Below are 13,551 nucleotides of genomic sequence, written 5' to 3'. Positions count from 1 at the left end.
GTCCCCACGTCCTCCGCCACACCCGTCGCGCCGGGCACCCCCGCCGCCCCCGCTGAACCCGCGACTCCCGCACGGCGGCTCGCGGCCCCGGCGGACCCCACCGCACCAGGGGACGACGCGGAGCCCGCCGCTCCGCGTCGTGCGCCGGTACGGCTCGGTCCGCTGCTCCCGGCGCCGTTCCGGCCCGGCCACGTCTCCACCCAGGAGGAGCGCGACGCCTTCCGGGCGCTCGCGGACCGCGTGTGGGACCGGCACGGCACCGCCGTGGGCCGCTTGCTGACCCGGATGCCCGCGCTGCGCGGGCGGGAGCAGGAAGACGCTCGCGCCGACCTGATCGCGCTCCATCTCTACCTGCACACCTCCGAGGGCCCGCTGAGCCCGGAGGCGCTGACGCGGGGCCTGCACGCCGGGGAGGAGCGGCTGTTGCCGTACGCCGCCTGCGTGGCCTCCGGGCTGCGCCGGATGCCCTCGTACCGCGGGATCGCGTTCCGCGGCGCGGGCGGGAGCGACGAGCCGGGCGGCGGCCTCCTGGAGCCCGGCGTCCTGCTGCGCGACCCCGCCCCGGTGCCCTTGCTGCCGCTCGGCGCCGGCGCACCGAGGCCAGGCGGCGCCCAGTACGCCGTGTGGTCGGTGACGGGGCGCCGCGTGCGCCAGCTCACCGACCGGCCCGGTGCCGGACAGGCCCGGGACGAGGTGGTGTTCCCGCCGGGCACCCTGCTGCGGGTGCTCGACGTGCGCGAGGAGGGCGGCGCGCCGCTGACCCTGCTGCGCGAGGTGCCCCTGGTCGGGCCGCACGCCTCGGTCCGCCACGGCGGTGCGGAACTCGACGCCGACGACCGCGCGGCGCTCGACCGGCTGGAGGAGGCTCTGCGCGCCCGCCCCGTGACGCCGGTCGGGTCCGACTGGCCGCCGCTGTGCGCGGGACCGCTGGAACGGGCTGCGGGCCTGCCGACTGACTGACTGACTGAGTGACTAAGTGACTGACCTGGCCCAACAGGAATGGAGACTTGATGCCACAACACGATGACGAAGGGCAGACAGAGCCCCAGGTGCGCCGTGCGGTCAGAATGCCTGGTGCGGCCTCCCAGCCGGCCTCCGCGTCGCTGCGCCCGCAGCCGACCGCCGACCCGGACACCGGTCGGACGGAGGAGGCTTCCTCCCCCGAGGGATCTTCCTCCGGCTCCGCCGCCTCCGGTTCCGCCGCCTCCGGCTCCGCCTCCTCCGAGGGCGCCGGCGAACGCGGCGACGGCGAACGCGGCGACGGGCAGTCGACGCTCGTGGCGGCGCCGTCCCCGTCCATATCGGAAACGCCGTCCTCCGCGAGATCGGCCTCCGCTTCCGGGGCCCGAGCCGACTCCTCCGAGGGGTCGGCTCCCGCTGTGAGGGGGGCGGACGAGAACGGCGGCGCCGCCGTCGGTGCGTCGAGCAGGGCGGAGGGCGGGACGCCGCCCGGCGCGTCCCGGGGCGAAGCCGGAACGGGTGGGGACGTACCCCCCTCGGGCCGCCCCACCAAGGCGCTGCTGGCTGCGGCGGGCATCGGGGGCGCACTGCTGATCGCAGTGCCGTTCCTGGTCATGGGCGCCCGCGATGACGACAAGACGGAGCCCGCGGCGGTCGCCAAGGACAGCTCGGCCCGGACCCTTCAAAAGGACGAGGAGGAAACCCGGCCGGGGGACTACGCTCCCAAGCCGCCGGAGGTCGAGAACAAGGTTCCGAAGGGCGACGCACCCAAGGAGAAGAAGGGGACGCCTTCGGACGAGTCGGCTTCAGACGAGTCGACTTCGGACTCGTCGTCGGATGAGTCGTCGTCGGACGAGTCGGCTTCGGATGACTCGGCTTCGGACTCGTCCTCCGACGAGTCGACTTCGGATGAGTCGTCTTCGGACTCGTCGTCCGACGAGTCACCTTCCGACGAGTCGTCTTCGGAGTCGTCGTCTTCGGAGGACGAACCGTCTTCCGAGTCCGCGCATTCGGACGAACCGGTTTCGCAGGCGACGGTGCCGGAACCGCACTTCTTGAAGCCCCGGCTGTTCCTGGCCCCGGAGCCGACGCCGTCGGAGGCGGAGCCTTCGGAGTCGGCGCCGTCCCAGAAGCCGTCTGAGGCGGAGCCTTCGACGCCGCCGCCGGAAAAGAAGAAGAAGCCCGAGGAAGGGCCCGAGATCAAGAAGAAGGTGGCGCCGCCCAACTACGCGAATGCGAAGCACGTCCTGCTCAAGAACGTCGCATCGAAGCTGTGCGCGGACGTTCCGGCCTTCGGGAAGGGAAAGCCCGACGGGCCGGTCAACCAGTACCACTGCGACGGCACCGACAAGGACAACCAGATCTGGGACTTCGAGGTGAAGGAGAAGGGCGAGGGCCCCCGGTCCACCGACCTCTTCCAGATCAGGAACCGCAAGGACGGGCTGTGCATGGACCTGCCGAACTTCGGCGGTCAGCCCCGCGGTACGCGCGTCTCGGAGTTCCACTGCGACGGCACCACGGCTGACAACCAGTTGTGGTGGCTGGAGCCGCGTGGGGACAAGAAGTTCAGGATTCACAACTACGCCAGCGACCAGCAGTGCCTCAAGATGAAGACGGGCAAGAACATCGATCCCGTGGACGCGCGGCTGGAGATTCAGCCGTGCCACGATGGTGGCCCATTCGAATGGACGTTCTGACAACGGCCGTTCCCGGCTGACCGGTGCCCGGGCCCCCTGAGCTCCACCCGGAGCCCAGGGGGCCCAGGCGCGTACCGCACCCTTGCGTTGGTGCCAAGTAAGGGCGTAATCCCGTGAACATATTGCGCCCGTGCGTCGTCTCATCTGGTGTGGTGATCGGAAGCCTCGGTCGGCAGCGTCCTCGATGGAGAGGCCGGCCCGGCTCAAGGGAACGACCTTTGAGGCTTTCGACCCAGCCTGTCACGTAACCGTTCCGGCATGCGGAGGAAGCAGCACATGAGTCAAGTAAGACGCCTGGCCGAGAGTGGTGGAGCCCGGCGCCGCAGAGCGTCGGCCGTCCGCCTCACGACCACCGGGGCCGCTTTGGTGGTGGCGACCGTCGGTGGGCTGGCCACCGGGGTGTTCTCCGACCCGCAGCAGGCGAGTGCCGTGGTGGAGAAAGGGAAGCCGGCCGCGAAGAAGGCCGACGAGGACGAGGACCTCAACGGGGACGGCTACGCGGACCTGGTGAGCGGCGCACCCGGAGGAACCGTCAGCGGCAAGGCGGAGGCCGGTTATGTGGCTGTCACCTACGGTTCGGCCGAGGGGCTCGACACCTCGAACAAGCAGGTGGTGAGCCGCTCGACGAGTGGTGTGCCCGGGGCGGCCACCGCCAAGCAGCAGTTCGGGAAGTCCTTCAGCAAGGGGGACCTGGACGGTGACGGCTACGGCGACCTGGTCATCGGCTCCGCGGACGCCTCGGCCGGCAGCGTCATCCTGTGGGGCTCGCCTGAGGGGCTCACCGGCGGCACGGACCTGCCCGGTTTCGGCACGACACCGCAGATCGGCGACTTCGACGGTGACAAGCAGGCGGACCTCGCCCTGCTGGGAGACCCGGGACCGAGTGGCGACGAGCCGGTCAAGCAGCCCGCGGCGCTGTGGAAGGGCCCCGTGACGCGGTCCGGGACCCCTGCCGAGAAGCTCGACTTCCTGGACAAGTCCGAGTGGGACGGCGAGAACGACAGCGCCACCTCGATCAGCGGTCCCTCGACGGCCCGTGGCGTGGCCGACGTCAACGGTGACGGCCGCCAGGACCTCACCTTCCGGCACTACGAGGGCGACGGCGTGTACAGCAGTGACGCTCTCCTCGGCAGCCCCTCCGGCTTCACGGTGTCCACCGGACCGGACGACGGCGGTGGGGACATGGACGCGGGCGACGTGGACGGCGACGGCTACGACGACCTCGTGGTCAGCGGCGGAAGCGACCTGTTCGACGAGGTCACGGTCGTCTTCGGGTCGAAGGACGGGCTGTCCTCCGACCGCCGGCAGACGTTCGACCAGAGCCTTGAGGGCTTCCCCGGCGAGGCCCCCTCGGACGGCGAGATGCTCGGCTCCTGCGTCTCGGTCGCGGACGTGACCGGTGACGGCCGCGCCGAGGTCGCCCTCGGCATCCGCTGGAAGAACAGCGGGGACAAGAGCGACGCGGGCGCGGTCGCCCTGCTGCACGGCTCCCAGGCGGGGGTCACGGGCGAGGGCAGCCAGTTGCTGGACCAGGACACCCCGGGCGTGCCCGGAGTCGCCGAGGAGAAGGACGAGTTCGGCGCGGCCTGCGCCCTCCTCGACGTCGACGGTGACGGACACCGCGACCTCAACGTCTCCTCGACGGAGGAGAACGACTCCTCCGGCGCCGTGTGGTCGCTCCGTGGCACCACCACCGGCGTCACGACGGACGATGCCACCTCCTTCGGGCCGAGCGACCTCAGCGCGCCCGTGAAGGGGGCGCAGCTCGGTAGCTCGATTCGCTGAACCGGTTGCGCCGGGCCCGTGCCCGGCGCAACGCGCCCAGCCCGCGCGGGGGGACAGGACGCCTGCGCGGTGCCGGGCGAGGCGGCGCGTGAGGGCGCCGTGGGCCGGTTCGCCCGCGGCGTCCGCACGGTACGGTCGGCGCATGAACTGGAGACGGGCGGCGGTCGGTGGCGCCGTGACGGCAGCGGTCGCGGCGGCTTGTGCCTCAGGTGTCCACACCTCCCAGGCCGGCGACGACGAGGGCGATTCCACCCGCCAGGAGGCGGAGTGCGCCCGGCTCCTGGACCGGGTGGAGAGCGGTGAACGCGAGTACGCCGACTATCTGGCGGCGGACACGATCCCCTCCGAGTGCGTCCCCGAGGCGGTGCGGCGCGGCGTGCTCCACGAGGGGCGGCGTTGAAGGCCGCCGGCTGGGCGGGGACCGCGGCGGCTCACCGCGTCAGCGTTCTCGCGGACCTGAGCGGGAGCCGGGTGGCCAGCGCGGTGGCGGAGCGCGCGAAGGGGGTGGCCATGATGCCGGCGACGCTGGTGCGCCCCGCGATGTAGGCGTCGAGACGGCGCCATGCCGCGGGGAGGCGGGTCAGGGCGGTGTGGACAAGGCCGGGGTTGTGGGCGAAGAGGTCCATCAGCGACCGGCTGGCGCGCATCTCGGCGCCGAGGGTCGCCTCGACCTGCTGCCCGTAGTGGTCGGCGGCGGTGGCCGCCTCCGTCTCGGCGGCGGCGACCAGACGCGCGGCGGCGCGACCCGCCAGCTCCCCCGAGCGCAGGGCGTAGGAGATGCCCTCGCGTGACCAGTGGTCGACGAGGGCCGCGGCGTCCCCTGCGACCAGTACGCGCCCGCGGGCCAGGGGAGAGTCGGGGCGGCGGCACCGGGTCAGGTGGCCGGTGTCGTGGAGCGGGCGGGGGCCCAGCAGCCCGTGGCGGGCCAGGAAGTCCTCCTTGTACGCGCGGAGGGCGTCGGGGTTGCCGCGGGCGGCCACCACTCCGGCGGTGCAGACGTCGCCTTTGGGGAAGACCCAGCCGAAGGAGCCGGGGAGAGGACCCCATTCCATCAGGAGGCGGCCTTGCCAGCGGTCGGCTGTCCGTTCGTCGACGGGGACTTCGGCCTCCAGCGCGAGGTCGACCTGTGCGCACTGCACCCCCACGTAACGGGCGACTCGGCTGGCGCTGCCGTCGGCGCCGACGACGGCTCGGGCGCGGAGGGTCTCGCCGCGGTTCGTCTTCACCGTGACGGTGTCGCCCTGCTCTTCCAGGACCGTCAGCGCGGTGCTGTCCCGTACCTGGGCGCCTGCCGTGGCGGCGGCCTCGGTCAGAGCCGCGTCGAGTTCGCTGCGGTAGACCATGGCGATGGTCGGGGACCGGGAGGCGAGCGTGCGCTCCGCGCGGCCGTTGAGAGCGAAGGTGAAGTGTCCCGCCGTGTCGCGGACCCGCAGGGGCAGGCCGGGTGGCAGGGCGGCGAGGGACGCTCCGATGAGGCCGCCGCCGCAGGTCTTGTAGCGGGGGACGGCGGCCCGCTCCAGCAGCAGCGTCTCGCAGCCGTTCTCCGCGGCGACACGGGCCGCGGTGGCGCCGGCCGGTCCCGCGCCGACGACGATGACGTCCCATGAGCCGGAGCCGCTGCCGGTGCCGGATGTGCGGGCGGGGGTGGACGGAGGGGGCATGCCAGGTCACCTCGAGAAGGTGGTGGGGAACGGGCCGGTGTGGTGTACGCGGGTGACAGGGGCTGTCAGCTGGTGACGGCTGCGGGGGTGGCGCCGGAGTCCGTCTCGGAAAGGGGCGCCTCGTCCTCCTGTTCGGGGTGGAGGCGGGCCAGCAGGTAGCGGGTGAGAGCGGAGGCCGTCGGATGGGTCCACATCACCGTGGTGGGGATGTCGAGGGCGAGTTCGCGCTGCAGGCGGTTGCGCAGCGCGATGGCCATGAGCGAGTCGAGACCGAGCGTGACCAGGGACGTGTCGGCGTCGAACCGGTCGGTTCCCAGCCGGAGCACCGCTGCGATGTGGTCGACGACCTGGGGCTGGAGGATGCGCCGGCGCTCCTGCGGACCGTCCGCCTCACACAGGTGCTCCAGCAGGGCGCTGCGGTTTCCCGTGGAGCCCGCGCCCGCCACCGGAGCGGCCAGTTCGGCGAAGAAGGAGGTGCGGGCGGTGGCGGGGTAGGACTCCAGCCACCGGGGCAGGTCGACGGGTGTGTAGGCGGTGCGGTCGCGGTCGTGCGCGAGGAGGCGCTCCAGGGCGGCGATGCCCTCCGCGGGGGAGATCATGGCGTAGCCGCGTTCCTCCATCGCGGTGCCGCGGCCGACCTCGGCCCACGGCCCCCAGTTGACGCAGGTGGCCGGTTGGCCCTGGGCCCGGCGCCAGGAGGTGAACTCGTCCAGCCAGGCGTTGGCCGCCGCGTAGGCGCTCTGCCCGGGGTTGCCCAGCAGTGAGGCGGCGGAGGAGAAGGTGACCCACCAGTCCAGCCGTTGGCCGCTCGTGGCGTGGTGGAGCAGCCATGCTCCGGTGGCCTTGGGGCGCCAGACCTTCTCCAGGAGGGCGGGGGAGAGAGTGGCCGCGGTCGCGTCCTCGACGACGGCGGCGGCGTGCACGACGCCGCGCAGCGGGTGGCCCGTGCCCTCGGCGGCCCTCACCAGTGTTTCGGCGACGCCCGGTTCGGCCAGGTCCCCGTTGACGACCTCGACGCGGGTGCCGAACTCCTCGGTGAGGGCGTCGAGGACGCCGCGGGTGGCCGCGGTGGGGGCGCTGCGGGAGGTGAGCACCACGGCTGCCGCGCCTCGTTCGGCCAGCCACCGGGCGACGAGCAGTCCGAGCCCGCCGAGTCCGCCCGTGACCAGGTAGCAGGCGTCGGCGTGGACGACGGGGACGTCCTCGGGGCGTACGGGCAGTGTGTCGGTGCCCTCGGTGGGCCAGGTCAGGACGAGTTTGCCCGTGTGCCGGGCGGCGGCCATGGTGTGGAAGGCCGACGGGGCCTCGGCGACGGGGTGTTCGGTGACGGGCAGCAGCGGCAGTGTGCCGTCCGCGAGCATGCCGGCCAGTTCGCGGTAGCCCTCGGCGAGCAGGGCAGGGTCCTGCTGCATCATCATCAGCACGTCGACGCCGGCGAAGGTGACGTTGCGGTGGAAGGGCAGCAGCCCCACGCGGGTGTTGGCGTAGATGTCCCGCTTGCCGAGTTCGACGAACCGCCCCCGGTGCGCCAGCAGGTCGAGGCCGGCGGTCTGCGCGGGCCCCGTGAGGGAGTTGAGCACCACGTCGACGCCGCGGCCCGCGGTGAGTGTGCGCACCTCGTCGGCGAAGTCGAGGGTGCGGGAGTCCATGACGTGGGGGACGCCCAGGCCGCGCAGGTACGTCCGCTTGGCCTCGCTGCCCGCGGTGGCCAGCACGTCGGCACCGTGGGCGCGTGCCAGGTTCAGCGCGGCGAGTCCCGTGCCGCCGCTCGCGGAGTGGATGAGCACCTTCTCGCCCGGCCGGATCCTTGCCAGGTGCCGCAGCGCGTACCAGGCGGTCAGGTAGGCGCACGGCAGTGCGGCGGCGTCCTGCGTGCTCACCCCGGCCGGCACCGCCAGGAGGCAGTCCGCGCGGACGGTCGCGAAGGAGGACATGACGGCCGACTGGGATCCGTCCACGAACATGGCGGCCACGCGGTCGCCCTCCCGCACGCCTTGGACGCCGTCTCCGACGGCGGCGACGACGCCCGCGCCGTCGAACGCGCACACGTCCATGCGCTCCTCGCCCGTGGAGAAGCGCTGGTAGACGCCCATGGCCTGGAGGACGTTGATGAAGTTGACGCTGGTGGCCTCGATGCGCACCTCGACCTCGCCGGGTCCCGGCCGGCGGCGGGGCTGGGCGACGAACTCCAGGGAGTCCAGGTCTCCGGGGTGCGACAGGTGCAGGGCCACCCGTTCGTGCGCGCGGTCGACGGCGGTGCGGCGGCGTTCTCCCTCCTCCAGCGGGACGTTGCGCAGGCGCGCCAGGTGCCGTGTTCCGTGCCGATAGGCGATCTCGTCCTGCTCGTCGGGGCAGGACAGCAGTTCGGATGCCACCTCGGCGACCGGCGTCAGCGGGGTGATGTCCAGGACACCGGGGCGCAGTTCGGGGTGTTCGTAGCTCAGTACCCGTACCAGCCCGCGCAGCCCCGCCTGGGCCAGTTCCGGCCGGTCCTCGGGCGTGACCTGCTGCGCGGTGACGGTGACGGTCCACAGGCGCGGCGCCGTCCCGCCGTCCCCGGTGTCCGTCAGCGCGCGGGCCGTCGCCACCAGGCGGGCGACCTGCTCCCGTGCCCGGCGGTCGCAGGGCACGGACGCGCTGCCGGGCGCCGGCAGGTACACCACTGCCTGCGGTGCCTGTCCGCCGGCCCCGCACGGCAACCCCGGCGCGGTGTGGTCCTCGGGGTCGAGCGTACGGATGTCCACGGTGGTGCCCAACTCCTCCAGGGCGCCGCCGAGCGAGGCGGCGAACGCCTCGCGCCCGGGTTCCGCCAGGAGGGCCCAGGGTCCGGTCGCCGGCCGCGGCGCCGGGCGCTCGCCAGGCTCCCACGAGGCCTGGAGCAGACGGCGGCCGAAGCGCTCCTGGGCGCTCTCGGCGGGCACGTGGCGGAACTCCACTCCGGTGGCGTCGGCGGCCACGGCTCCGTCGTCGTCCCACAGCCGGAAGTCCGCCAGGTATCCGTCGCCGTCCACCGACCGGAGGGTGACCAGGCAGTGCCCGCTCAGCGGGACCTTCCCGTACAGCCGCAGTTCCCCGATGCTCCGAGGCAGGATGCCTCCGGCGGGCACGGTGCCGGTGCGCAGCACGGCGCCCGCGACGGCCTGGAGACAGGTGTCCAACGCGACCGGGTGGCAGTGCAGCGTCTGCGCGCCGGCCCGGCCCTCGTCGGGTACCCGGAGACGGGCCAGGAGGCGGGCGCCCGCGCGGTCGGCGGGTGTGTCGTCCGCGTGCAGGGACTGCAGGCCGAGGAACGCGGCGCCGTGGTGCACGCCGCGCTCCTCACGCATCTGCCGGTAGACGTCCGAGACGTCCACGGCATGGGGGAACAGGGCCGGCAGGTCCCGCGGATCGCAGCCTTGCGGGGCGGGTCGGTCCTCGGGTACCGCGTGCAGGTGCGCGCGGGCGTGCTCGACGCGGGTGCCGTCGGAAGCCGCGCCGGCCACCCGCCAGTAGGCGGTGTCGGCACCGGCCGCTTCGGCGGTCGCGGTGACGGGCGTGCCGTCGGCGGCAGGCAGCAGCAGCCGTTCCAGATCGACGCCGGTGAGGCGCAGGCGCTCTGGTCCGGTGGCGTACAGGTCGGCGGCGGCGGCCACGGCCATCTCGCACAGCGCGGCGCCGGGCACCACGACGACGTCGTTGACGCGGTGCGCGTCCAGCCAGGGCAGTGTCGTGGGCGTGAGGCGGGTCTGCCACAGGTGGCGGCCCTCGCCGTCCGGGTCGGCGACGTGCGCTCCGGTCAGCGGATGCGCGGCGGGCGCGGAGCGCGCCCCGGCGGACAGCCGCAGCGGGGAGGGATCGACGACGTACCGCGTGCGCTCCCAGGTGGTCGGCGGCACGTCGGCCAGGAGACCGTCACGGTAGCGGTCGGACCAGTCCAATGGGTGGCCGGCGCAGTGCAGCGCCGCCACGTGGCTGTGGAACGCCAGCGCGTCGTCGGTGTCGCGCAGCAGGGACGGCACGACCGCGGTTCCCGTGTGGCCGTGCGCGGTGAGCGTGGCCTGCACCGGGTGGGTCAGTACGGGGTGCGGGCCGATCTCGACGAACAGCCGGTGCCCGTCCTCCGCAGCGGCCTGCACCGCGTCGGCGAAGCGCACCTCCTGGCGCAGGTTGTCCGACCAGTAGGCGGCGTCGAAGTCGGCCTGTGCGCGCGGGTCCGCGGTGACGGTGCTGTAGAAGTCCGCTGTCGGCGTGCCCGCGGTGACGCCGGCGAGCGCGTCGGCGAGGTCGGCCAGTACGGGGTCCATGTGGGCGGTGTGCGAGGCGACGTCCACCTCGACGACGCGGATGCCCACGCCGCGGGCGTCCCACTCGTCGGCGAGGCGGCGGATGCGGTCGGCGTCGCCGCCGACGACGGTGTTGTGGGGCGAGGTGACGACCGCGACGGTGACACCCCGCACGTCCTGCTCCGCGAGCAGCCGTTCGACCTCGTCACGGCTCAGGGCGACCGAAGCCATCAGGCCCTGCCCGGCGGTGCGCAGGATCAGGCGCGAGCGGCGGCAGATGACCCGCACCCCGTCCCGGACGCTCAGCGCTCCGGCGGCCACCGCGGCGGCGACCTCTCCCATGGAGTGGCCGATCACGGCCGCGGGCCGGACGCCGTGGGAGCGCCACATCGCGGCGAGACCCAGCTGGATCGCGAAGATCACCGGCTGCACCCGGTCGAACCCGGTCACCACCTCGGGGTGGTGGAGGGTCGCACGGAGCGAGAAGCCGGACTCCTCTGCGACGAGTGGTTCGAGCTCGTCGACGACCCGGGTGAAGTCGGGATCGTGATCGAGCAGGTGCCGGCACATGCCCGCCCACTGCGAGCCGTGTCCGGAGAAGACCCACACCACGCCCTCTCCGGCGTCCGGCAACGCCCTGCCGGTTGCCACCCCGGTGGGGGGCGCGGTCCCGGCCGCCAGTTCCTCCAGCCGTGCCGCCAGCTCCTCACGGGTGGCGGCGACGACGGCGGCCCGCTCACGGGAGGGCGAGCGGCGCAGGGCCAGCGTGTGCGCCACGTCGGCCAGCGGCACCTGGGACCCCTCGCCCCGCAGCCACCGGGCCAGGCGTCCTGCCGCGGACCGCAGGGCCGCGGGCGTGCCGGCGGACAGCGGGAACACCCGCAGCGCCTCGTCGTCCCGCCCCGGCACCGGCCCGCCCTCCGCAGCCGGCCGGTCCGGGCGCCGTGCGGCGGGTAGCGGCCGGCCCGCGCGCCGCGCGGGCGAGTGCGCGGGCGGCTGCTCCAGCACCACGTGCACGTTGGTGCCGCTGATGCCGAAGGAGGACACCGCGGCCAGCCGGGTGGCGTCCCGCACCGGCCACTCGGTCGTGGCGGTGGGCACGAACAGCCGGGTACCGCCGGGGTCGATCTGCGGGTTCCAGCTGGTGAAGTGCAGGCTGGCCGGCACCATGCCGTGCCGCAGCGACGCGATCGCCTTCAGCAGACCCGCCACGCCCGAGACGGGTTCGGTGTGGCCGATGTTCGTCTTCACCGATCCCAGCGCGCACCGGTCGCGGCCCTTGCCGTAGACCGCGGCCACCGCGGCGAACTCGATCGGGTCGCCCACCGCCGTGCCGGGGCCGTGCCCCTCTACCATCCCGACGTCACCGGCCTCGACGCCCGCCCGCTCCAACGCCAGGCGGTAGAGGTCGATCTGCGCGGGCTCGGAGGGCGCGCTCAGCCGAGTGCCCCGGCCGTTCTGGTTGACCGCCGTGCCACGCAGCACCGCCAGTACCCGGTCCCCGGCCCGTGCCGCGTCCGACAGGCGCTTGAGCACGACCACGCCGCAGCCCTCACCGCGGACGTAACCGTCGGCGTCGGCGTCGAAGGCGTGGCAACGCCCCGTGGGGGAGAAGACGCCCCACAGCGCGGGCGCGATGACCCCCTCGGGGCCCAGCGTCAGCATGGAAGCACCGGCCAGGGCCACGTCGGACTCTCCGGTGCGCAGGCTCTGGCAGGCGGAGTGCACGGCGACCAGCCCGGACGCGCACGCGCTCTCCACGACGACCTGAGGCCCCCTCAGGTTCAGCATGAAGCCCACGCGGCCTGGACCGATGCTGTCGAAGCCGGTGTACATCGCGTAGGCGTTGACGTCTTCCAACGGCCGCTGCACCCGCAGCATGTAGTCCTTCTGGTAGATCCCGAAGAACATGCCTGTCGGCGTGCCTGACAACCGCGCGGCCGGGATGCCGGCGTGCTCGATGGCCTCCCAGACCACTTCGGACAGCAGCCGGTGCTCCGGATCGACCCACGGCGCTTCCTGCGCGTTGATGCCGAAGAACTCCGGCTCGTAGGCGTAGACGTCGTCGTCCAGGAAACAGCCGTAGCGCAGCCGGGCCGCGACCTGGGCGGGAAGGCCGGCCAGCTCCGCCTGCCCCCACCGCTCCCGGGGAACCTCCCGCATCGTCTCCCGACGCGCCGCCAGCAACCGCCACAGCGAGGTGAGGGACCGCACCTCCCCCGGGAACCGGCAGGCGGCTCCCACGATCGCGATCGGTTCGTCCTGGTCCGCTCCGGGCTCCGCGATGTCGGGCTGTGCGTGCATGGGCGGTCCGTCCTTCGCCATCAGGAAACCGGGAGGCGGCCAGGTGCGGCACGCTCTCCGCCGCGCCGTCGGATCGATCTTGCGAGGCACTGGCCATTTCGGCATGCGGCGCGGGCACGGGCCAAGGGCGTACGGGCCCCGGGCGGGAGCACGGTGGCCGGCGCGAATGCCTCAACGCACCGGGTTCAGCCGCTTGGGCGGGTTCTTAACGGATCATCGATGCCGGGCCGGGGTGCGGTCTCGGACGGGACGTCCCCCACCCGCGCGGCGAACCCGCACCGGCTTGCGCCGTCCGTGCCGTGTGTTCGACGCGGGGAGGCGGCGCGACGGAGAACAGGTGACCGCAGGCCGCGTGTTCTCCTGCGGCGAGGGGCTAGCGGGGAGTCATCGCGCGCTCGGCGCGTGCGGCGGCGTCGCGGGCTGCTTCGAGGCGCGCCTGGTGCTCCACGACGGCGGAGAACGCGCTGCCCGACTCGCCGGGTATCTGGTTGCGCATCCGCACCACGGCCACCCCGGCCAGGATCGCCGTTTCCAGGTCGGGGATCTCGAGCCAGAGGGCGTGGGCGCAGTCCGCCACCGCTTCGGCCTGTTCGTCGGCTCCTTGGTAGTGCCAGCGTTCGGCCACGTCCCGGTAGAGCCGGACCGCGCCGCTGACGTCACCGGCCAAGGAGGTGATGCGGGCACGGGCCTCACGGATGCGCAGGGCGTCGGGGTGGGACAGGCCGAGCGCGTTGGCGGTCTGGTCGTCGAGCCGTGCGGCCAGCGCCAGCGCGTGGTCCACCCGGCCCGCTGCCGCGTGGGCGTTGAGGTGGGCCACGGCCTCGGCGGGGGAGCCGGGCGCCAGGGGCGCCCCGGCGGCCGGGGCCTGGGCCGGGGCGGGTG

Annotated in this window: 5 protein-coding genes and 2 pseudogenes; 4 read left to right on the top strand and 3 right to left on the bottom strand. The window is 73.6% G+C overall.

Annotated features, from left to right (window positions below):
- From AB8Z75_RS22385 to AB8Z75_RS22370, 4 genes and pseudogenes are all read left to right on the top strand, one after another.
- Window positions 1-960: pseudogene (locus tag AB8Z75_RS22385) on the top strand (hypothetical protein); the annotation flags it as partial.
- A 50-nt stretch (window positions 961-1,010) separates the two neighbouring features.
- Window positions 1,011-2,657 carry an RICIN domain-containing protein gene (locus tag AB8Z75_RS22380; RefSeq protein ID WP_369204744.1) on the top strand — a complete coding sequence of 549 codons (1,647 nt, stop codon included), beginning with the start codon at window positions 1,011-1,013 and terminating at the stop codon, window positions 2,655-2,657.
- A gap of 276 nt (window positions 2,658-2,933) precedes the next feature.
- Window positions 2,934-4,442 carry an integrin alpha gene (locus tag AB8Z75_RS22375; RefSeq protein ID WP_369204742.1) on the top strand — a complete coding sequence of 503 codons (1,509 nt, stop codon included), beginning with the start codon at window positions 2,934-2,936 and terminating at the stop codon, window positions 4,440-4,442.
- A 142-nt stretch (window positions 4,443-4,584) separates the two neighbouring features.
- Complete coding sequence (locus AB8Z75_RS22370; RefSeq protein WP_369204740.1) at window positions 4,585-4,842, top strand: hypothetical protein; 258 nt, start codon at window positions 4,585-4,587, stop codon at window positions 4,840-4,842.
- Between the two features lie 31 nt (window positions 4,843-4,873).
- Here the strand turns inward: AB8Z75_RS22370 and AB8Z75_RS22365 are convergent, their stop codons facing one another.
- The 3 genes and pseudogenes from AB8Z75_RS22365 to AB8Z75_RS22355 all read right to left on the bottom strand — a co-directional run.
- A complete protein-coding gene (locus tag AB8Z75_RS22365) occupies window positions 4,874-6,103 on the bottom strand; it encodes a geranylgeranyl reductase family protein (protein WP_369204738.1) in 1,230 nt (409 codons plus the stop codon).
- Between the two features lie 65 nt (window positions 6,104-6,168).
- Entirely contained in the window at window positions 6,169-12,669 is a 6,501-nt protein-coding gene (locus AB8Z75_RS22360; protein ID WP_369204736.1) for an SDR family NAD(P)-dependent oxidoreductase, read from the bottom strand.
- Window positions 12,670-13,042: 373 nt separating this feature from the next.
- Window positions 13,043-13,551, bottom strand: a pseudogene (locus AB8Z75_RS22355) (hypothetical protein); the annotation flags it as partial.

The sequence above is a fragment of the Streptomyces sp. PU-14G genome (genome assembly GCF_041028275.1).
GTDB lineage: Bacteria > Actinomycetota > Actinomycetes > Streptomycetales > Streptomycetaceae > Streptomyces.
Note: the sequence above shows the minus strand (reverse complement) of the source record. Positions and strands in the feature narration are given on the sequence as shown.